The following is an 18,772-nucleotide window of genomic DNA, read 5'->3' as shown; positions in this document are numbered from 1 at the left end:
ACCCGCGCCACCTCCTCGATCACGATCACCGTCGCCAGCGCGTCCGCCCCCGCACCGCCGTACTCCTCCGGCACGTGCACCGCGTGCAGGTCGTTGCCCCGCAGCGCGTCCAACGCCTCCTGCGGGAACCGCCCCTGCTCGTCCACCTCCGCCGCGAACGGAGCGATCTTCGCCTCGGCCAGCGAACGCACCGCCTCACGGAGCATCCCGTGCTCCTCGGAGATCCGGAAGAGATCGAAGTCAGCCGCCCCTGCGCTGCCCGCCATGATGCCTGCCTCGTCGTTCAGTGACCGACGCCCGGGCGAGGCCCGATCGAGGTCCGATCGACGCCCGGTGCGAGTCGAATCCGCGGTTAACTACCGTTCAGTAGAGATCCTAGGGCGCCGACCTGCGGCTGCCTAGCGTCCAGCGGCCGCCCGGTCGTTCATGTCCGCGCCCCGGGGACGACCGGCGGGACGGCCCCTCCGGCGTGCAGGTGATCCCGGGGCGCCCCCGGCGGGCGGATAGCATCAGGGCATCCGTACTGGTCGCGTCCGCATCCAAGGAGAACCCGTGACCCTCCGCATCTCCGTGATCGGCACCGGCTACCTCGGCGCCACGCACGCCGCCGCGATGGCCGAGTTCGGCTTCGAGGTGCTGGGCCTGGACATCGACCCGGACAAGATCGCCATGCTGACCGCAGGGCGGGTCCCGATGTACGAGCCCGGGCTGTCCGAACTGCTGCTCAAGCACGTGGCAGGGCACGAGGGTTCGACCGGACGGCTGCGCTTCACCACCTCCGCCCAGGAGGCCGCCGAGTTCGGCGACGTGCACTTCATCTGCGTCAACACCCCGCAGCGCAAGGGCGAGTTCGCCGCCGACATGTCGTACGTCGACACCGCGCTGGACGAGCTCGCGCCGCACCTGACCCGCCCCGCCCTGGTGGTCGGCAAGTCGACCGTCCCGGTCGGCTCGGCGGCCCGGCTGGCCGAGCGGCTGGCCGCGCTGGCGCCGGTCGGCGAGGGCGCCGAACTCGCCTGGAACCCGGAGTTCCTGCGCGAGGGCTTCGCCGTGCGGGACACTCTGCGGCCGGACCGGATCGTGGTCGGCGCCCACAGCGAGCGGGCCGAGCGGCTGCTGCGCGAGGTGTACGCGGAGCCGATCGCGGCCGGGGTGCCGTTCATGGTCACCGACTACGCGACCGCCGAACTGGTCAAGGCGGCCGCCAACTCCTTCCTGGCCACCAAGATCTCCTTCATCAACGCGATGGCCGAGGTCTGCGAGGCGGCCGGCGCGGACGTCACCCAGCTCAGCAAGGCGCTCGCCTACGACGAGCGGATCGGCGGCAAGTTCCTCAACTCCGGGCTCGGCTTCGGCGGCGGCTGCCTGCCCAAGGACATCCGCGCGTTCATGGCCCGGGCCGGCGAACTCGGCGCCGACCAGGCGCTGACCTTCCTGCGCGAGGTCGACTCGATCAACATGCGGCGCCGCTCCCGGATGGTCGAGCTGGCCCGCGAGCAGTGCGGCGGCGGCTTCCTGGGCCGCCGGGTCGCCGTCCTCGGCGCCGCCTTCAAGCCCAACTCGGACGACATCCGGGACTCCCCCGCCCTCAACGTGGCCGCCCAGATCCAGCTCCAGGGCGCCCAGGTCACCGTCTACGACCCCAAGGCCGTGGACAACGCCCGCAAGATGTTCCCCTCCCTCGCCTACGCCCACTCCGCCCTGGAGGCCGCCGAGGGCGCCCACGTCGTCCTCCACCTCACCGAGTGGTCCGAGTTCCGCGAGCTGGACCCGGCCGTCCTCGGCGCCGTGGTCGCCGAACGCCGCCTCCTCGACGGCCGCAACGTCCTGGACGCCGAGGCCTGGCGCGCCGCCGGCTGGACCTACCGCGCCCTGGGCCGCCCGAGCTGACCGGGCAGGAATCCCGCACCGCCGCCCGGCGTTCCCACCGGCATGACGAGCTACGGCGACGACGCGGCGGTCCGCGAGATCCTCACCCGCACCGGTGACACCTGGGCGGTGGTGGGCCTGTCCACCAACACCGCCCGGGCCGCGTACGGGGTGGCCCGGGTGCTCCAGGAGTACGGCAAGCGGATCGTGCCCGTGCACCCGAAGGCCGAGACGGTCCTCGGCGAGCGGGGCTACGCCTCGCTCGCCGAGATCCCGTTCCCGGTCGACGTGGTGGACGTGTTCGTGAACAGCGCGCTGGCCGGGGAGGTGGCCGACCAGGCGGTCGCCGCCGGGGCGAAGGCGGTCTGGTTCCAGCTGGGCGTGGTGGACGAGGCCGCCTACGGGCGGACCCGGGAGGCCGGGCTGGCCATGGTGATGGACAGGTGCCCGGCCATCGAGATCCCGCGCCTCGGTTAGGGCCTGTCCGTCTAGGCCGAGGGGCCGTCCAGCTGCGCGATGGTGGCGATGGACGGGCGGCGGCCCGCCCGCAGCCCGGCGGCCGCCGACTCGGCGTCGCGCAGGACGCGGACGGCGTTGTGCCAGGTGAGCTTGGCCAGGTCGGCCTCCGACCAGTGGCGGCCGAGGAGTTCGGCGACCAGGTTGGGGTAGCCGGCCACCGAGTCCAGGCCGTCCGGCAGGAAGGCGGTGCCGTCGAAGTCGCCGCCGATGCCGATGTGGTCGATGCCGGCCACCTCGCGCATGTGGTCGAGGTGGTCGGCGACGGTGGCCGGGGTGGCGATCGGGCGCGGGTTGGCGGCCTCGAAGGCGCGCTGGCGCTCCATGGCCGGCGGGGTGGTGTCCAGCGGGTGGAAGCCGTGGGCGCGCATGTTCCCGTCCGCGGCGACGGTCCACTCGATGGCGGCGGGCAGGATGAACTTCGGCACGAAGGTCGCCATCGCCACGCCGCCGTTGGCGGACAGCTGGGCGAGCACGTCGTCCGGGATGTTGCGCGGGTGGTCGCAGACCGCGCGCGAGGAGGAGTGGGAGAAGACCACCGGCGCCTCGGTCACCCGCAGGGCGTCGCGCATGGTGTCGGCGGAGACGTGCGAGAGGTCGACCAGCATGCCGAGCCGGTTCATCTCCCGGACGACCTCCTCGCCGAACCGGGTCAGCCCGCCGGCCGCCGGCTTGTCGGTCGCGGAGTCCGCCCACGGCACGTTGTCGTTGTGGGTGAGCGTCAGGTACCGGACGCCCAGCTCGTACAGGGCGCGCAGGGTGGCCAGCGAGCAGTCGATGGAGTGGCCGCCCTCGGCGCCCATCAGGGAGGCGATCCGGCCCTCGGCGCGGGCGGCCTCCATGTCGGCGGCGGTACGGGCCAGGCGCAGCCGGTCCGGGTAGCGCTCCACCAGGGCGTGGACGAAGTCGATCTGCTCCAGGGTGGCGCTCACGGCGTGGTCGCCGGCCAGCGAGGAGGGGACGTAGACGGACCAGAACTGGGCGCCGACGCCGCCCTCCGCGAGGCGGGCGAGGTCGGTGTGCAGCCGGTCGCTCTGGTCGGCGGCGAGGTCGAGCGCGCCGAGGTCGTACCCGGCCTGCTCGCGCATCGCCCAGGGGAGGTCGTTGTGGCCGTCCACCACGGGGGCGGTGCGCAGCAGGGCGCGGGCGCGGTCCAGCGGGGTGGGGGAGTCCAGGTCAGCGGTCATGCGTGCTGTTCTACCCCACGCCCGCGGGTGGCCGAACTACTTGCCGAAGCCGAAGGACGCGGAACCGGCCACCTTGGCGCGCAGCTTCCGGCCCTTCTCGGTGGCCTGGTTGTTCAGTTCGGCCTGGAAGTCGGTCATCTTCTCGGTGAGCTCGGGGTCGAAGGCGGCGAGCATCCGCACCGCGAGCAGGCCGGCGTTGCGCGCGCCGGCCACCGAGACGGTCGCCACCGGCACGCCGGCCGGCATCTGGACGATCGACAGCAGGCTGTCCATGCCGTCCAGGTACCGCAGCGGCACCGGCACGCCGATGACGGGCAGCGGGGTGACCGAGGCGAGCATGCCCGGCAGGTGGGCCGCGCCGCCGGCGCCCGCGATGATCGCCTTCAGGCCGCGCCCGTGGGCCTGCTCGCCGTACGCGACCATCTCGCGGGGCATCCGGTGGGCGGAGACGACGTCCACCTCGTACGGGACCTCGAACTCGTCCAGGGCCTGGGCGGCGGCCTCCATGACCGGCCAGTCGGAGTCCGAGCCCATCACGATGCCGATGAGGGGGTTGGTCATTCGGTGATCGTTCCTCGCAGGTAGGCGGCCGCGTGGCGGGCGCGCTCGCGGACGTCTTCGAGGTCGTCCCCGAAGACGTTGACGTGGCCGACCTTGCGGCCGGGCTTCACGTCCTTCCCGTACATGTGGATCCGCAGCCCGGGGTCGCGGGCCATGCAGTGCAGGAAGGGGTGGTACATGTCCGGGTAGTCGCCGCCGAGGACGTTGACCATGACGGTCCACCTGGCGCGCGGGCGGGGGTCGCCCAGCGGGAGGTCGAGGACGGCCCGCAGGTGGTTCTCGAACTGCGAGGTGACGGCGCCGTCCTGGGTCCAGTGCCCGGAGTTGTGCGGGCGCATGGCCAGCTCGTTGACGAGGATGCGGCCGTCGCGGGTCTGGAACAGCTCGACGGCGAGGTGGCCGACGATGCCGAGGTCCCCGGCGATCCGCAGGGCGAGCTGCTGGGCCTCGTCGGACAGGGCCGGGTCGAGGTCCGGCGCGGGGGCGGTGACCTCGGCGCAGACGCCGTTCTCCTGGACGCTCTCCACCACCGGGTAGGCGACGGCCTGGCCGCTGGGCGAGCGGACGACGTTGGCGGCCAGCTCGCGGACGAAGTCGACCTTCTCCTCGGCCAGCACCGCGACGCCGGCCAGGAACGGGGCGTGCGCCTGCTCCTCGTCGTCGACGACCCAGACGCCCTTGCCGTCGTAGCCGCCGCGGACGGTCTTCAGGACGACCGGGTAGCCGGTGCCCTCGTTCGCGAAGGCGGTCACGTCGGCCGGGTCGGCGACGAGCCGGTGCCGGGGGCAGGGCACGTCGATGGAGTCCAGCTTGGCCCGCATCACGCCCTTGTCCTGGGCGTTGACCAGCGCCTCCGGGCCGGGGCGGACGGCGATGCCGTCGGCCTCCAGGGCCCGCAGGTGCTCGGTGGGGACGTGTTCGTGGTCGAAGGTGATCACGTCGCAGCCGGCGGCGAAGGCGCGCAGGGTGTCGAGGTCGCGGTAGTCACCGAGGACGACGTCGGAGACCACCTGTGCGGCGGAGTCCTGGGGCGTGTCGGCGAGGAGTTTGAACCTGACCCCGAGCGGGATGCCCGCCTGGTGTGCCATGCGGGCCAGCTGCCCGCCACCGATCATGCCCACCACTGGAAAATTCACATTGCCCGGGGAAGTCACGCGGCCCAGGATATCCGGGCCGGTCGGGGGCGGTGGAGCCGCAGGTGGGGCCGCTGGAGCGGACGCGCGTAGATGTCAACCTGGCGCCCTGGGGGCTGAGCCGTTCGATGGAAGCGGGTAGCCTGGACGGCTAGGTCCTGGTCTGCGCGGTCCGATCATGTGCGTGCACGCAGGGCTCAAGGGGCGGCCGCGCGACCGCGACCGGCCCTTTCGACCAGCAGGCACATGGAGGCACTCCGGTATGGCGACGAACGCGGCTTCGGAACCCTCACTCGCGCAGAAGCTGCGTGGGCTCAAGGGCGAAGTGGTGAAGTTCGGCATCGTCGGCCTGAGCGGCGTGGTGGTCAACTTCGCCGTGTTCTGGGTCTGCCTCAACGGCATGGGCCTGGCCTCGGTGCGGTCGAACATCGTCGCGACGGTGATCGCGATCGCGACCAACTACCTGGGCTACCGCTACTGGCTCTACCGGGACCGCGACGCCGCCTCCCGCAAGCGGGAGATCACGCTCTTCCTGGTCTACAGCGGCATCGGCATGCTGATCGAGACCGGCGTCCTCGGCTTCTCGGTGTACGTGCTCGACCTGCGCTCGCACTACGAGCAGATCGGCGCCAAGGTGATCGGCCTCGCCGTGGCCACCGTGTTCCGCTTCGTCTCGTACCGCACCTGGGTGTTCAAGGCCGTGCCGGAGACCGTCGAGCTGCCCGCCCAGCAGTCGGTGGGCGCCGCCGCCGGCCAGGAGCTGGCCGCGCAGGCCGAGCTGATGCTGGCCACCGAGCGGATCCGGCTCGCCAAGGCCGAGTAGGCCCCGCGGTCCTCGCACCGCCCTCGTACCCCGCGCAGCCCCGGCTCGCCGAACCCGGCCGCCGGGGCTCGCCGCATCCCCGGCCGTATACCCCTGCCGGATCTTCCTGCCGGATCCTGCCGTGCCCCGGCCGGCCTCAGGCCCTCAGTCCTGGTGGCTGCGTCCGAGGAAGAGCGCGAACACCGCCGGCTTCAGCGAGAGCAGTTCGAGCCGCCCGCCGTCCGCCTCCGCGAGGTCGCGGGCGACGGCCAACCCGATGCCGGTGGAGTTGCGCCCGCTGACCGCGCGCTCGAACACCCGGTTGCCGAGGTCCGGCGGCACACCGGCGCCCTGGTCCTGGACCTCGACCACCACCGAGGTGCCGGAGGGCCGGATCCGCAGGGTGATCGTCCCGGCGCCGTGCATCAGCGAGTTCTCGATCAGGGTGGCCAGCACCTGGGCGACCGTCCCCGGGGTGCCGACCGCGGTGACCCCGTGCAGCCCCTCCAGGGAGAGCACCCGGCCCTGCTCCCGCAGCGTCGGGCCCCACTCCTCCACCTGCTGCTTGATCACCTCGTCCAGGTCGAAGGCGACGGCGGTGGGGCTGCGCGGGTCGCGCTGGGTGGTGAGCAGCCGCTGGACCACGTCGGTGAGCCGCTCGACCTGCTGGAGGGCGATGGTCGCCTCCTCCTTGACCGTCTCCGGCTCCTCGGCGAGGGCGGTGATCTCCTCCAGCCGCATGGAGAGCGCGGTGAGCGGGGTGCGCAGCTGGTGCGAGGCGTCGGCGGCGAGCCGGCGCTCGGCGGTGAGCATCCGGGCGATCCGCTCGGCACTGGTGTCCAGCACCTCGGCGACCCGGTCGAGCTCGGGCACCCCGTAGCGGCGGTCGCGCGGGCGCGGGTCGCCGGAGCCGAGCCGCTCGGCGGTCTCGGCGAGGTCGGTGAGCGGCCGGGCGAGCCGCTTGGCCTGCCAGACGGCGAGCGCCACCGCGGCCTGGACGGCCAGCAGGGCGACCACGCCGAGCAGCAGCAGGTTGTTGGCGATCTCGTGGTCGACGTCCTCGCGGGACTGCTCGACGGTGACGGTCTCGCCGCTGTTGCCCCGCTCGACGGCCTTCAGCAGGTGGTTCCCGGCCGGGCGCTCGCCGGCGGAGACCACCGGCTGGCCGGGCACCTGCACCTCGACGTAGCTGCCCTCGGTGACCTGGCTCTCGAAGGCCCGCCCGGTGACCGGCTCGCCCGCGGCGAGCCGGCTCTCGACCAGGGCGAGCACCCGGACGGCGGCGGCGTCCACCCGGTCCTGGGCCGAGTTGACGATGGTCCGCTTCTCGACCAGGGCGAGCGGCACGCAGAACACCACGACGACCACCAGGACGACGCCCAGCAGCGAGTTGATCATCCTGCGCTTCACGCTGCCGCTCCCCGGGGTGTTCCGCCGCCGCGGGCCGAGGGCCCGGTCTCCGTCAGGGTCAATTCTTCTCGAACCGGAACCCCACGCCGCGCACGGTGGCGATGTAGCGCGGGTTGGCCGCGTCGTCGCCGAGCTTCTTGCGGAGCCAGGAGATGTGCATGTCCAGGGTCTTGGTGGAGGTCCACCACGTGGTGTCCCAGACCTGCCGCATGATCTCCTCGCGGGTGACCACCCGGCCGGCGTCCCGGACCAGGACGCGCAGCAGCTCGAACTCCTTGGCGGAGAGGGTGAGCTCCTCGTCGCCGAGCCAGGCGCGGTGGGACTCGATGTCGATCTTCACCCCGTGCGCGCCGGTGGTGAGCTGGTCGACGTTGCCGCGCCGGAGCAGGGCCCGGACGCGGGCGAGCAGTTCGGCCAGGCGGAAGGGCTTGGTGACGTAGTCGTCGGCACCGGCGTCCAGGCCGACCACGGTGTCCACCTCGTCCGCGCGGGCGGTGAGCACCAGGACGGGGCAGCTCTTGCCGTCGGCACGCAGGCGGCGGCAGACCTCCAGGCCGTCCATCTCGGGCAGGCCGAGGTCCAGGACGACGAGGTCGACCTCCTCGGTGAGGCCGGCGGCGAGTGCGGTCGGACCGTCCTCGCGGACGAGCACCTCATAGCCCTCGCGTCGCAGGGCCCGGGCGAGCGGTTCGGAGATCGCCGGATCGTCCTCGGCGAGCAGCACACAGGTCATGTGGTGATGGTAGTCCGCCGGGGTATCCCCGTACGCCCTGTGAGGTAGTTCACAGAGCGTGATCGTTATACAAGGCCGCAATCGGGCTCAACAGGGCGCAACAGACCGGCCCTTCGGTGAAGAATCGCCTGTTGGATCTTGAAACCGAAGGAAGACACGCCCATCTACCATCGATAGATCGGGCAGATTTGTCGCCAACTTTGCCATTCACATACCTGATTCAAGACTTTTGTCATCTGATAGAGCCAAATGTCGCCACGTAGAGTGGTTTGGTCCACGTCCGCCGCCCACCCCCCTACGCGGACGCTGTCAGGCAAGGAACCACTACTCATGGCGTCTAAGACCCTGGACACCGACGCGACGTCGGCATCTCCCAGCGGCAAGACCTTCCTCGGGCATCCCCGAGGTCTCGCCACGCTGTTCATGACCGAGATGTGGGAGCGCTTCTCCTACTACGGCATGCGCGCCCTGCTCATCTACTACCTGGTCTCCGGTGGCGCCGACGCCGCCGTCGGCAGCCAGGGCGGCGGCCTCGCCATGAAGGCGACGACGGCGACGGCGATCTACTCCGTCTACGTCTCGATGGTCTACCTCATGGCCTACCCGGGCGGCTGGTTCGGCGACCGGGTCTGGGGCGCCCGCAAGACCGTCGCCATCGCCGGGTTCGTGATCATGTCCGGCCACATCGCGCTGGCCGTCCCGGGCCAGGCGGCGTTCTTCCTCGGCCTGCTCCTGGTCGCGCTCGGTTCCGGGCTGCTGAAGGCCAACATCTCCACGATGGTCGGCCAGCTCTACAACGGCCCCGAGGACCCGCGCCGCGACGGTGGGTTCACCGTCTTCTACATGAGCATCAACCTCGGTGCCTTCGTCGCCCCGTTCGTCATCGGGACGATCGGCAAGGAGTACAACTGGCACCTGGGCTTCGGTCTGGCCGCGATCGGCATGGCCCTCGGCCTGACCCAGTTCCTGCTCGGCAGCCGCCACCTGAACCCGGTGAGCAGCGAGGTCCCCAACCCGCTGCTGCCCGAGGAGCGCAAGCGCCTGCTGAAGAAGGCCGGCCTGACGGTGCTCGGCGTCGCCGCCTTCTACGGCGTCGTGGCCGGCCTGGGCGTCTACACGCTGAACTGGGCCCTCGTCCCGCTGACCATCGCCGGTCTGCTGATCCCGATCACCGTGCTGACCCGGATCAAGCGCGACAAGGACCTGACCGCCGACGAACAGTCCAAGATGTCCGCGTACATCTGGTTCTTCGCCGCGGCCGCGATCTTCTGGATGATCTACGACCAGGGCGGGTCGACGCTCTCCCTGTTCGCGGACAAGAAGACCGCGGACTCCCTGTTCGGCCTCGGCTTCTCGGCCACCTGGTACCAGTCGCTGAACCCGCTGTTCGTGATGGCGTTCGCGCCGGTCTTCGCCTGGCTGTGGCTCTGGCTGTCCCGCCGGGACAAGGAGCCGAACACCATCGTGAAGTTCTCGATCGGCCTGCTCCTGGTCGGCGTCTCGTTCTTCGTCTTCATCATCCCGATGACCATGGCGGACAACGGCACCCTGGTCTCCCCGCTCTGGCTCGTCTCGATCTACCTGATCCAGACCATCGGTGAGCTCTGCCTCTCCCCGGTCGGCCTCTCGGTCACCACCAAGATGGCGCCGCGCAAGTACGCCTCCCAGATGATGGGCGTCTGGTTCCTCGCCGTCACCGCCGGTGACTGCACCACCAGCCTGCTCTCGCTGGCCGGCGTCAGCCTCAACGGCACCGGGATCATCGCGATGCAGGCGTCGCTCGCGGCCCTCGCCGGGTTCGCCATCTTCACCTACCGCAAGAAGGTCCAGGCCCTCATGGGCGACGTGCACTGACGCCCGTCCCCGCCCGCTCCGGGGCCGCCGTGGATTCCAGGATCCGCGGCGGCCCCGAGTGCTTTTCCCGCTCGACAGGAGCCCGTCGGCCGTGCCTATGGTGCCCGGCATGACGACCCCCTCCTTACCCCGCCAGCTGGCCCGCACCCGGCGCTTCACCCTCGGCGTCCCCACCCGGCCCGAGCCCTCGGCGGACGGCGCCACCGTGCTCTTCCTGCGCGGCCGCTCCGGCACCGACCCGCTCGCCTGCCTCTGGGCCCTGGACACCGCCACCGGCCAGGAACGGCTGCTCGCCGACCCGGCCGCGCTGGGCGCCGACGAGGGCATCGCCGCCTACAGCACCGACGCCGCCGGCACGCTCGCCGCCTTCGCCCTGGACGGCGCCCTGTGGCTGGCCGACACCGCCGCCGGCACCGTCCGCGCCGTCCCCGTCCCCGGCCCGCCACAGGACCCCAGGCTCGACCCGACCGGGCGCCGGATCGCCTACGTCCGCGGCGGCGCCCTGCGGGTGGTCGGCGTCGACGGCACCGACGACCGCCCGCTCGCCGAACCCGAGGCCGAGGACGTCTCCTACGGGCTCGCCGAGTACGTCGCCGCCGAGGAGATGCACCGCGACCGCGGCCACTGGTGGTCCCCCGACGGCACCGCGCTGCTGGTCGCCCGGGTCGACGACCGCCCGCTCGCCCGGCTCTTCCCGGCCGACCCCGCCGACCCGCACCGCCCGCCGCGCGCCGTCCGCTACCCGCTCGCCGGCACCGCCAACGCCGAGGTCTCGCTGCGGCTGCTCGGCCTCGACGGCAGCGACACCGAGGTCCGCTGGGACCACACCGCCTTCGAGTACCTGACCGCCGCCGGCTGGGACGGCCACGGCCCGTACGCCGCCGTGCAGAGCCGCGACCAGCGCACCGTCCTTGTGGTGGCCGTCGAGCCGGACGGCACCACCCGGCCGCTCGCCGAGCGCCGGGACGCCCACTGGGTCGAGCTGCTGCCCGGCCTGCCCGCCCGCACCGCGGGCGGCGCCCTGGTGGACACCGCCGACCTCGGCGACACCCGGCACCTGACCGTCGACGGCGAACCGGTCACCCCGCCCGGGCTCCAGCTGCGCGCGGTGCTCGGCACGGAGGGCGAGCAGGTGCTGTTCACCGCCTCCGAGGAGCCCACCGACACCCACCTCTGGACGTACGGACCGGACGGGGGCATCCGTCGGCTGAGCGACGGCCCCGGCCTGCACACCGGCGTGCGGCGCGGAGGCACGCTGGTGCTCACCACCCGCACCCCCGGGCACCCCGGCGGCCGCTCCACCGTCCTGCGCGAGGGCCGCCCGGCGCTCCCGCTCACCTCGTACGCCGAGCCGCCCGTCGTCACTGCCGCGCCCGAGCTGCTCAGGCTCGGCCCACACGCCCTGCGCGCCACGCTCTTCCTCCCCGCCGGCCACCGCCCCGGGGACGGCCCGCTGCCCGTCCTGCTCGACCCGTACGGCGGGCCCGCGACGCAGAAGGCCACCACCGGCGGCCTCTGGTGGGACCAGGTCTCGCAGTGGTTCGCCGACCAGGGCTTCGCGGTCCTCGTGGTGGACGGCCGGGGCACCCCCGGCCGCGGGCCGCGCTGGGAGAAGGCCGTGTACGGCGACAAGGCGACGCTCCCACTGGCGGACCAGGTCGAGGGCCTGCGGGCGGCCGCCCGGCTGCGGCCCGGACTGCTCGACCTCGACCGGGTCGGCATCCGCGGCTGGTCCTACGGCGGCTACCTCGCCGCCCTCGCGGTGCTGCGCCGCCCGGATGTCTTCCACGCCGCCTCCGCCGGAGCCGCCCCCACCGACTGGCGGTTCTACGACACCCACTGGCAGGAGCGCTTCCTCGGCCACCCCGACGAGCACCCCGAGCACTACGACAGCGGCTCGCTGATCGCCGAGGCACCGAAGCTGAGCCGCCCGCTGCTGCTGATCCAGGGCCTCGCCGACGACAACGTCTACCCCGCCCACACCCTGCGGCTCTCCGCCGCCCTCCTCGCCGCCGGCCGCCCACACGAGCTCCTCCCCCTGCGCGCCACCGGCCACCGGCCGACGGACGAGGCGGTGGTGGAAAACCTGCTGCACCACGAACTGCACTTCCTGCGCCGCTCGTTGGGAATGAAGTGATCAGCACCGCGCCACCGAACGCCTGCCCAGCGAACGGGCCGGTGCCCATGATCAGGGAGGCATGTGATGCCATCGAGCGTGCCCGGCTTCGCTGAGCTGCTTGAGCAGTGCCAGCGGTCCGCCGTCCATCTGGAGCTGCGGGACTCGTACGCCCCGACGGATCGGTTCGAGGCCTGGCAGCGCGGTGAGCGGATCAACTGGGAGGACCAGGCGTCCTGGTGGCATCCCTATGACCAGTTGATCACGGACGCCGTGGCGCGAGGCGTGGTCATTCGCCGAGCCCGGGTGGTCTCCGAGCCCGTGTCCGAGTACATCCGGTGGGAGCACTACGTCACCCACGCCAACGTCACGGCCGGCGAGCAGGTCCGCTGGCTGCCACGGCGGCAGGCCACGAGCATCCCCCTGCCCGGGAACGACTTCTGGCTGTTCGACGGTGCGCTGCTTCGAGTGCACCACTTCTCCGGGGACGGCGCCGTGGTCGAGGACGAGATCACGACAGAGCCGGACGCCGTGACGCTGTGCACCACCGCGTTCGAAGCAGTCTGGGAGCGAGCGCTCCCGCACCATCTGTACGAGATCTGACGAAGACCGGCTCCATGCCCGCGAGGCCCTCGCCCTGGGTGGGCGAGGGCCTTCGCGTGTTTCAGTACTGCTCGTCGCGCGCCTCGGGGCGGGGCATCCTGAGGGTCGCGAGGACGCCGAGGGCGAGGAGGCCTGCGCCGACGAAGAACCTCACGGCTGCCCTCCCTCGTCGTCATCGTCCAGTTCGCGGAGCAGGCGGAGGAGGTTGAGCAAAGTGCTCACCGGAGCGTTCCCGAAGTCGATCAGGATGCGCCCGTCGATGGTGGTCTCGCCCGGCAAGGCGGACCCCCAGAGGAGCCCATGCGGCAGGCCGCGCCTGTGCAACTCGCCCAGAAGGGCCATGAGGTGGGGTTTGGTGTAGTCGCGCATCCGGGGGTCCTCCGGCAGGACGGGGTAGCCGGTCACGCGCGGCAGTCCAGCTCGTACCAGATGGATTTGCCGCGCTTCTGCGGGTCGACGCCCCAGCGGTGGGTGAGGCCCTCCACGAGTTGGAGGCCCCGGCCGGACTCGGCGGAGTCGGCGGGGGTTCGCCGCCGGGGGAGGGCGTCGCTCTCGTCGGAGACGGTGACCCGGAGGGTGCGGCCGAGGACGGAGAACCAGACGACGGGCGCGGGGGTGTCGCCGTGCCGCCAGGCGTTGACGACGAGCTCCATCAGGGCGAGTTCGGCGTTGAAGATGCTGTCGGCGTCCCAGCCGCCGCTACGGGTCATCGCGTCCCGCAGGGCCTGGCGGGAGAGGGTGAGCGAGGGGGTGTTACGGGTGCACACGGGAACCTCCGTGAGGCTGTGGCGCGGGGAGGGGATGACGGTCGTCGCCGTGAGCCAGGCCGGGGCGGCGGTTGCTCTTCGGCGTGCGGGCAGCAGGCGCCTACTGCCGTGGATGCAGGCATTACTGACGATCCGTCGGATCAAGCTGTGAACGACGATAGCGCATCCGCTCTTTAATTAAATTCGAACGAGAGAAGTGTCCTCCCATCGGGGGACGCGCTTCGCCGAGCCCGGATGGATCCACCGGCAACCGGCGCGGCACACTGGCCTCTGCACCTGTTGAGAGGACGCCATGGCCCTTCGAGTCCCCACCCTCCGTCAGCGGCGCCTCGGCGCCGAACTGCGGAGGATGAGAGAGCAAGCCGGCTTCGGCGGCAGCCACCTTGCCCGTCTGCTTGGGGTGACTGCTGCCTTGGTGAGTCAGATGGAGAATGGGAAGTCGGCTGTCAGCGAGGAACGTCTGCGTGAGATCGCGGCGGACTGCGCGTGTGGCAACGAGCCCCTGATCGCCGCGCTCGCTGACATGACCCGGGAGCGAGAAACTGGCTGGTGGGAGGAGTACAGCCCGAGTCTGACCAGCGACCTGCTCGATGTGGCGGCGATCGAGGCCCATGCCCGGCGGATCGCCACCTACTCGATCACCTTCCTGCCCGGACTGCTTCAAACTCCGGCCTACGCCGCTTCGGTGTTCGCCCGTGCGATCCCGCCATTGCCGCAGGCTGACGTCAATCTCCGCCTCGCCTTCCGCCTGCGGAGGCAGCAGATCATCCGCAACGACGCTACGCCCTACACCGCGTTCATCCATGAAGCCGCACTGCGGATGCAGTTCAGCGGGCCAGAGGCACTTGCCGAGCAACTCGGCGCCCTCATTGACCATTCCGAGAGCCCTGGCATCTCAGTTCGGGTCGTGCCGTTTAAGATCGAATCGCTGCCCGGCCCCAGCGAGAACTTCGTCTATATCGCCGGTCCGGTGCCCGAGTTGGACACAGTGCAGATCGACATCAGCTTCGGGTGTCCGCTCTTCGATGCACCCTCCGACCTTGCAAGCTACCGCGAGATCCTCGATCGAATGGCGTCCGTAGCCCTCTCCGAAGATGACTCGCGCGACTTCATCCGATCCATCAAGAAGGAGATAGAGGGCAATCATGAGTAGCCCCGCATGGCAGAAGTCCAGTTACTCCGGCTCCAGCAACGCATGCGTTGAGGTCCGGGCTGCCGACGGGGTAGTTGAGCTCCGGGAGTCCGATGAGGGAGACGTCATCGTCCGCACCACGCCCCTCAAGTTCGCCACGTTCCTCCAGGGCGCCAAGGCCGGCGAGTTCGACCACCTCACCGCCACCCCCTGAGCAGCACGTCGCCCCGTCGAGCCGGTGCTCGACGGGGCGACGCGAACCCACCGTTCAGACCTCCCGAACGCCCGGCCGGTAGGCCAGGTGGACGTGCGACGGCGCGTCCAGCGCGGCTGTTCTCGTAGTCGAAGTGATGGTCGCTTGCAGCACCTGAACGCGCAGGAAATCGGCCCACCCGACCTCCTGCGCGAGGCGAACGGTTCGGTCCGGTTGTGGGCGGGCCCACCCCAGCGGACCTGCCGGTCGCGCTTGCCGGCCGACTCGAAGAGTCAGGGCACGAGACTGCTGAGCACGAAGGATCAGGCACGACTTGCCGTGGTCGTCCATTCATCGGGGTCAGGCCCCGAGTAGGCAGACGAGCGGAAGGTGCGACGGAAAGCCTCGGGGCCGTGCCGCTGATCGAGCCAGCTCGAAAGGCCGAACAGATTGCCGCTGATCACCGCCGCGATGATCAGCGCATGCAGCGTGTCCGCCTCCGGGCCGCCCATGTCGGCGAGGAAGCGCCGGTAGCGAGCGCCTACGCCGTGCTCATATCCGGCCATGGCCAGGTGGAAGCGGGTGGCAACACCAGGCTCTGCGTGGTCGAAATCGCTCGGCTCCAGCCGTCCCGTGGTGTCGCGGAACGCCAGGCGATCGGCTGCCGCGATGCGTTCGGCCAGGCCGAGACGGTCGGCCACCGCAGCGGAGATCATCCGGGCCTCCCGATCCGTGGCCCCCTCCATCACGATGCCGAGATTCCGCGTCGAGGAAGCATCGCTCCTGTCCTGGGACGAGTACGTCCGGCCGTGCTGGTCGCGGCGGTTGATGCCGTAACAGCTCCGGATCACTTGCTCGCCTTGGAGCCGGTACTCCCGGAACGACCCCCAGTGCAGGCAGTCGTGCGCGTAGCTACGGAGGAGGTCGAGCGCCACCAGTTCCGGTGACGCCGGTCGGGGATCGTTCAGCCGCCCGTACCTCGTGACCACGGACGCCAGTTGCACATGCCGGTACCCCTGGTTCGGATGGTGGAAGCCGCCGAACGCGTCGGGCCGGGTCGAGCGCACCCCTACCCACACCCGGTCAGTCGGCAGCAGTCGACTCAGCCCCAATTCCCCGTAGCGGTCGGCCAGAAGGGCAGCACCCTGCCGGAAGACTTCGCGGGCCGGCTCGTCGGACGATGTGTCGACCACCCAGTGCAACAGTGAGAACGTGATGTGCGGATGGGCCCGGTCGAGCGCCGCCGTCGCCCGTCGCGCGGCCAGCAGGTGAGCCAACTCGGCCCGCTCGGCGGGGTCTCCGGACAGGTGCTCGTTCGGCGCCAGGCAGGAGGGGGTGAGTGATCGACCAAGGGTCAGTACGGCCGACGACTGATCAGTCGCCGATGTGATTCCTGCACTCCCCCGGGGAGTTCGTCCGGCGAGAACCATCGAGCCTCCAGGATCTCGAACGAAGCCGCCCTGACCTGCCCAGTGACGTACAGGGCCTCGTAGGCGACTTCGACACGCAGTTTGTAGCCGCTCTTCAGGTGCGCCAGCTCGCACACCTTCACCGTGAGTCCGGTTTCCTCCCGGACCTCACGCACGATCGTGTCCTCGAAGCTCTCGCCCTTGTCGGCGTAGCCGGTCGGCAGACCCCACTGCCGGCCCTCCGGCCACATCCGGTGCTTCAGCAGCAGCACACGGCCGTCCTGGTCGCGGACGATGCCCGTCACCCCGACCATGAACTTCGAGTGCCACAGCCACAGCACGCGCCACTGCATCGGGCCGCGGATGATCCGCCAGAGCTTCGCAGCGATCTTCTTCATGGGTTCGCCCTTTCGTTGACGGGGTCCCGCGCGCCGCTCGCGCGGGCCCACGATCCCGCAACCGGCACCGCCGACACCAAATCCGCGATTATCAGACCGATCGGGATGATGTCAGCGGAGACGCTGGTACCGCACGGGAGAGCAGCCGCAAGGCGAGGAGTCCACAGTAAGGGGACCGAAAGGGGAGGAAGGCGATTATTCCCGTGCGCGACTAAAGACCGCCGAGGAAGAGGGCCGACCACTCAGCCAGCTTCTCTCGGGCTTCCTCACCGAACAGTGCGTAACCTTCGTACATGGCGAACGCGTCCCGGTACGCCTTGATGTCCCGCCGGTCCCGGAGCGTGATGATTCCGGTCTCCGTCTCGACCGTGGCAAGGCTGCTGTCGTACACCGTGAAGGTGTTCAGCGGGCTCTCCGGGATGTGCTTCCCGAGTGGAATCACGCCGAGCCGGACGTTCGGGAGCCTGGAAACGGAGACGAGTCGTTCGATCTGCATGACCATGGCCCGAGGCGGCAGGAGCGCCCACCGGGCAGCCTGCTCGGTGAGTACGAAGGTGAAGGCCTTCGACTCGTCGTACAGGACGGTCTGGCGCTCCAGTTTCTTCATGGCGGCCCTGCTGGTGTCTCCCGGCACATGGGCGAGGCTCGCCCGCACGTACTCGGGCGAGGCGAGCAGCGTGTTGAGCATCGAGATCAGGAAGTAGCGGATCTCGCTGGAGGACTGGTCGAGCGCCGCGAGCTCGGCTTGCTTCCTCTCCAGGCCCTTCTTCCTCAGAGCGCGGATGTCCTGCCACTCGGTATTCGCCACACGGGCCAGGTCGAACACCCGTCGCGCCAACTCGGCCGGCACTTCGAGGGCCCGCAGGATCAGCTCCACGTCCACCAGGGACGGCACGGTCCTGCCTGTTTCGATCTTGCTGATCTTCGACTGCGTCATGCCACAACGCCGAGCAAGCCGGTCTCCTGCGAGACCGGCTTGAACCCGTAGTTCCCTCAATGCCTTTGCCAGGTCACTTCTACTGTGCCCCAGCTCTTCCGGGTCTATTGCCACCCGTGCTCTTCCACATAGTCCATGAAGGGCACCGACTCGGCCACAGCGATCCGCCGCCATTCCCGGTACTTCTCGACGTCGTCCTCGACAAGCACGCGGTTGATCTGCGTTCCGTCGGGCTCGTAGTTCATCAGGACCACGGTCGAATCGTCGAAGGCCCAGAAGTCCTGAGCCGGAAGGCCCGGGTTCGGCCTGTCGGTCAGGTCGAGAATGTAGATGTCCTCACCGGCCCTGGCATGCGGTGCGTAGTACATGAACTCGTACCGCAGGTAGTCACTCAGCGGCCGGGTAACGATGTGCACGCGCTGAACCGTGCGACCGGCCGCGGTATGAGCCCTGAGCTTGTCAGTCCAGCCGGACGTGTAGGTACCGGGGTCGATCCGGTACCCGTTCAGGAACTCCTCGACCTCTTCCGCCTCCCCCGCGACCTTGTAAGCGGGCAGGGTCTCAAGCCGGAACGCCGACCGCGAGAAACCGTGCAGAAGCCTCTGCCAGTCCTCACCATCCAAGAACACGAATGGCCTCCTTCACGACATGCTCGGGCAGCTCCACGGCGCCTTCGTGTACCGGCACCGCCAGCTCCGCGTACTGGTCCCCCTGGAAGACGAGGGTGCCCCGGTCGGTGCGGTAGACGTTCGGGCAGTCTCCTTCCTTGCAGTCTCCGACACCGACGCCCGTGAGCCGCTGGTGAGCCATGCCAACCCCCTTCAGCTCGGCCCGGATTGGACCGCCTGGGCGAGACGCTATGGACTGGCCGCGCGTCCTGTCCACACGGTTCGGGCAGTATTCCCGTCCTGGACTAATGATCACGGCCCCGCTCGGAAGCGCTGCCGTGCCCCGGCCGAGGAACCCGCCCGCCCTGGCGACCGCGGACGGACACGTCGGCACGTGTACCGGCCCCCGCCACGTGATCGCCCGTTCGGACCGCGAAGTCCGTGAGGCCCCCGCCAAGGCCGGCGAGTTCGACCACCTCACCGTCACCCCCTGAACAGCACGTCGCCCCGTCGAGCAGCTGCTCGAAGGGGCGACGCGAACCCA

General features: G+C 70.4%; 22 protein-coding genes. 9 read left to right on the top strand and 13 right to left on the bottom strand.

The features are described 5' to 3' along the window. Positions 1-266, bottom strand: a 266-nt coding sequence (locus ACFRQN_RS31580; RefSeq protein WP_380660931.1) for an acyl-CoA dehydrogenase family protein, incomplete at its 3' end; no start/stop codon positions are given. A gap of 286 nt (positions 267-552) precedes the next feature. Here ACFRQN_RS31580 and ACFRQN_RS31575 point away from each other — a divergent pair. Beyond that, complete coding sequence (locus tag ACFRQN_RS31575; protein WP_074003875.1) at positions 553-1,890, top strand: UDP-glucose/GDP-mannose dehydrogenase family protein; 1,338 nt, start codon at positions 553-555, stop codon at positions 1,888-1,890. Between the two features lie 42 nt (positions 1,891-1,932). Continuing rightward, complete coding sequence (locus ACFRQN_RS31570) at positions 1,933-2,346, top strand: CoA-binding protein (RefSeq protein WP_049650017.1); 414 nt, start codon at positions 1,933-1,935, stop codon at positions 2,344-2,346. An 11-nt stretch (positions 2,347-2,357) separates the two neighbouring features. On the opposite strand, the gene ACFRQN_RS31565 is transcribed toward ACFRQN_RS31570, so the two are convergent. From ACFRQN_RS31565 to ACFRQN_RS31555, 3 genes are read right to left on the bottom strand one after another with little or no spacing between them, the layout of a single operon-like run. Further along, positions 2,358-3,572, bottom strand: coding sequence for a dipeptidase (locus ACFRQN_RS31565; protein ID WP_380743700.1), 1,215 nt, complete (start codon positions 3,570-3,572; stop codon positions 2,358-2,360). Between the two features lie 36 nt (positions 3,573-3,608). Further along, positions 3,609-4,133: a 5-(carboxyamino)imidazole ribonucleotide mutase gene (gene purE, locus ACFRQN_RS31560; protein ID WP_049650019.1), complete on the bottom strand. Its 525-nt coding sequence runs from the start codon at positions 4,131-4,133 to the stop codon at positions 3,609-3,611. Beyond that, the gene (locus ACFRQN_RS31555; protein ID WP_049650020.1) at positions 4,130-5,269 is read right to left on the bottom strand and encodes a 5-(carboxyamino)imidazole ribonucleotide synthase; all 1,140 of its coding nucleotides are present in this window, start codon (positions 5,267-5,269) and stop codon (positions 4,130-4,132) included. The genes purE and ACFRQN_RS31555 overlap by 4 nt, the downstream gene beginning before the upstream one ends. Positions 5,270-5,528: 259 nt before the next feature. Here ACFRQN_RS31555 and ACFRQN_RS31550 point away from each other — a divergent pair, with 259 nt between their 5' ends. Beyond that, positions 5,529-6,089: a GtrA family protein gene (locus tag ACFRQN_RS31550; RefSeq protein ID WP_049650021.1), complete on the top strand. Its 561-nt coding sequence runs from the start codon at positions 5,529-5,531 to the stop codon at positions 6,087-6,089. 144 nt (positions 6,090-6,233) lie between these two features. Here ACFRQN_RS31550 and ACFRQN_RS31545 read toward each other — a convergent pair whose 3' ends face one another. Next, a complete protein-coding gene (locus tag ACFRQN_RS31545; protein ID WP_049650022.1) occupies positions 6,234-7,478 on the bottom strand; it encodes an ATP-binding protein in 1,245 nt (414 codons plus the stop codon). 58 nt (positions 7,479-7,536) lie between these two features. Then, positions 7,537-8,211, bottom strand: a complete 675-nt coding sequence (locus tag ACFRQN_RS31540) for a response regulator transcription factor (RefSeq protein WP_030058577.1) — start codon at positions 8,209-8,211, stop codon at positions 7,537-7,539. A gap of 330 nt (positions 8,212-8,541) precedes the next feature. Between ACFRQN_RS31540 and ACFRQN_RS31535 the strand changes: the two genes are divergently transcribed. The 3 genes from ACFRQN_RS31535 to ACFRQN_RS31525 all read left to right on the top strand — a co-directional run bounded on the left by ACFRQN_RS31535 (position 8,542) and on the right by ACFRQN_RS31525 (position 12,784). Then, the gene (locus ACFRQN_RS31535; protein ID WP_117488113.1) at positions 8,542-10,065 is read left to right on the top strand and encodes a peptide MFS transporter; all 1,524 of its coding nucleotides are present in this window, start codon (positions 8,542-8,544) and stop codon (positions 10,063-10,065) included. 109 nt (positions 10,066-10,174) lie between these two features. Continuing rightward, a complete protein-coding gene (locus tag ACFRQN_RS31530; RefSeq protein ID WP_380743697.1) occupies positions 10,175-12,202 on the top strand; it encodes a prolyl oligopeptidase family serine peptidase in 2,028 nt (675 codons plus the stop codon). Positions 12,203-12,268: 66 nt separating this feature from the next. Then, a complete protein-coding gene (locus tag ACFRQN_RS31525; protein ID WP_049650025.1) occupies positions 12,269-12,784 on the top strand; it encodes a DUF6879 family protein in 516 nt (171 codons plus the stop codon). A 150-nt stretch (positions 12,785-12,934) separates the two neighbouring features. Here the strand turns inward: ACFRQN_RS31525 and ACFRQN_RS31520 are convergent, their stop codons facing one another. Beyond that, a complete protein-coding gene (locus tag ACFRQN_RS31520) occupies positions 12,935-13,189 on the bottom strand; it encodes a hypothetical protein (RefSeq protein WP_380743695.1) in 255 nt (84 codons plus the stop codon). Continuing rightward, a complete protein-coding gene (locus tag ACFRQN_RS31515; protein WP_074003885.1) occupies positions 13,186-13,551 on the bottom strand; it encodes an ATP-binding protein in 366 nt (121 codons plus the stop codon). The genes ACFRQN_RS31520 and ACFRQN_RS31515 overlap by 4 nt, the downstream gene beginning before the upstream one ends. Positions 13,552-13,843: 292 nt before the next feature. Here ACFRQN_RS31515 and ACFRQN_RS31510 point away from each other — a divergent pair, with 292 nt between their 5' ends. Beyond that, on the top strand, positions 13,844-14,704 hold the full coding sequence (locus tag ACFRQN_RS31510; protein ID WP_380743693.1) for a helix-turn-helix domain-containing protein: 861 nt from the start codon (positions 13,844-13,846) through the stop codon (positions 14,702-14,704). Then, complete coding sequence (locus ACFRQN_RS31505; RefSeq protein WP_380743691.1) at positions 14,697-14,897, top strand: DUF397 domain-containing protein; 201 nt, start codon at positions 14,697-14,699, stop codon at positions 14,895-14,897. Before ACFRQN_RS31510 ends, ACFRQN_RS31505 begins: the two co-directional genes overlap by 8 nt. A gap of 302 nt (positions 14,898-15,199) precedes the next feature. Here the strand turns inward: ACFRQN_RS31505 and ACFRQN_RS31500 are convergent, their stop codons facing one another. The 5 genes from ACFRQN_RS31500 to ACFRQN_RS31480 all read right to left on the bottom strand — a co-directional run bounded on the left by ACFRQN_RS31500 (position 15,200) and on the right by ACFRQN_RS31480 (position 18,430). Next, positions 15,200-16,153: a hypothetical protein gene (locus ACFRQN_RS31500; protein ID WP_380743689.1), complete on the bottom strand. Its 954-nt coding sequence runs from the start codon at positions 16,151-16,153 to the stop codon at positions 15,200-15,202. Between the two features lie 77 nt (positions 16,154-16,230). Continuing rightward, positions 16,231-16,683 carry an NUDIX domain-containing protein gene (locus ACFRQN_RS31495; protein ID WP_117488127.1) on the bottom strand — a complete coding sequence of 151 codons (453 nt, stop codon included), beginning with the start codon at positions 16,681-16,683 and terminating at the stop codon, positions 16,231-16,233. Between the two features lie 211 nt (positions 16,684-16,894). Further along, complete coding sequence (locus tag ACFRQN_RS31490) at positions 16,895-17,734, bottom strand: helix-turn-helix domain-containing protein (protein ID WP_380743686.1); 840 nt, start codon at positions 17,732-17,734, stop codon at positions 16,895-16,897. Beyond that, positions 17,725-18,249 carry a DUF6879 family protein gene (locus tag ACFRQN_RS31485; protein ID WP_380743684.1) on the bottom strand — a complete coding sequence of 175 codons (525 nt, stop codon included), beginning with the start codon at positions 18,247-18,249 and terminating at the stop codon, positions 17,725-17,727. The genes ACFRQN_RS31490 and ACFRQN_RS31485 overlap by 10 nt, the downstream gene beginning before the upstream one ends. Then, positions 18,233-18,430 carry a hypothetical protein gene (locus ACFRQN_RS31480; RefSeq protein ID WP_117488133.1) on the bottom strand — a complete coding sequence of 66 codons (198 nt, stop codon included), beginning with the start codon at positions 18,428-18,430 and terminating at the stop codon, positions 18,233-18,235. The genes ACFRQN_RS31485 and ACFRQN_RS31480 overlap by 17 nt, the downstream gene beginning before the upstream one ends. Positions 18,431-18,566: 136 nt before the next feature. On the opposite strand from ACFRQN_RS31480, the gene ACFRQN_RS31475 reads away from it, so the two are divergent. Then, on the top strand, positions 18,567-18,722 hold the full coding sequence (locus ACFRQN_RS31475) for a hypothetical protein (RefSeq protein ID WP_380743682.1): 156 nt from the start codon (positions 18,567-18,569) through the stop codon (positions 18,720-18,722). Positions 18,723-18,772 lie beyond the last annotated feature (50 nt).

The sequence above is a fragment of the Kitasatospora sp. NPDC056800 genome (assembly GCF_042789775.1).
In the GTDB taxonomy this organism is placed as follows: Bacteria; Actinomycetota; Actinomycetes; order Streptomycetales; family Streptomycetaceae; genus Kitasatospora.
The sequence above is the reverse complement of the archived record's forward strand: the minus strand, read 5'-3'. Positions and strand labels throughout refer to the sequence as shown.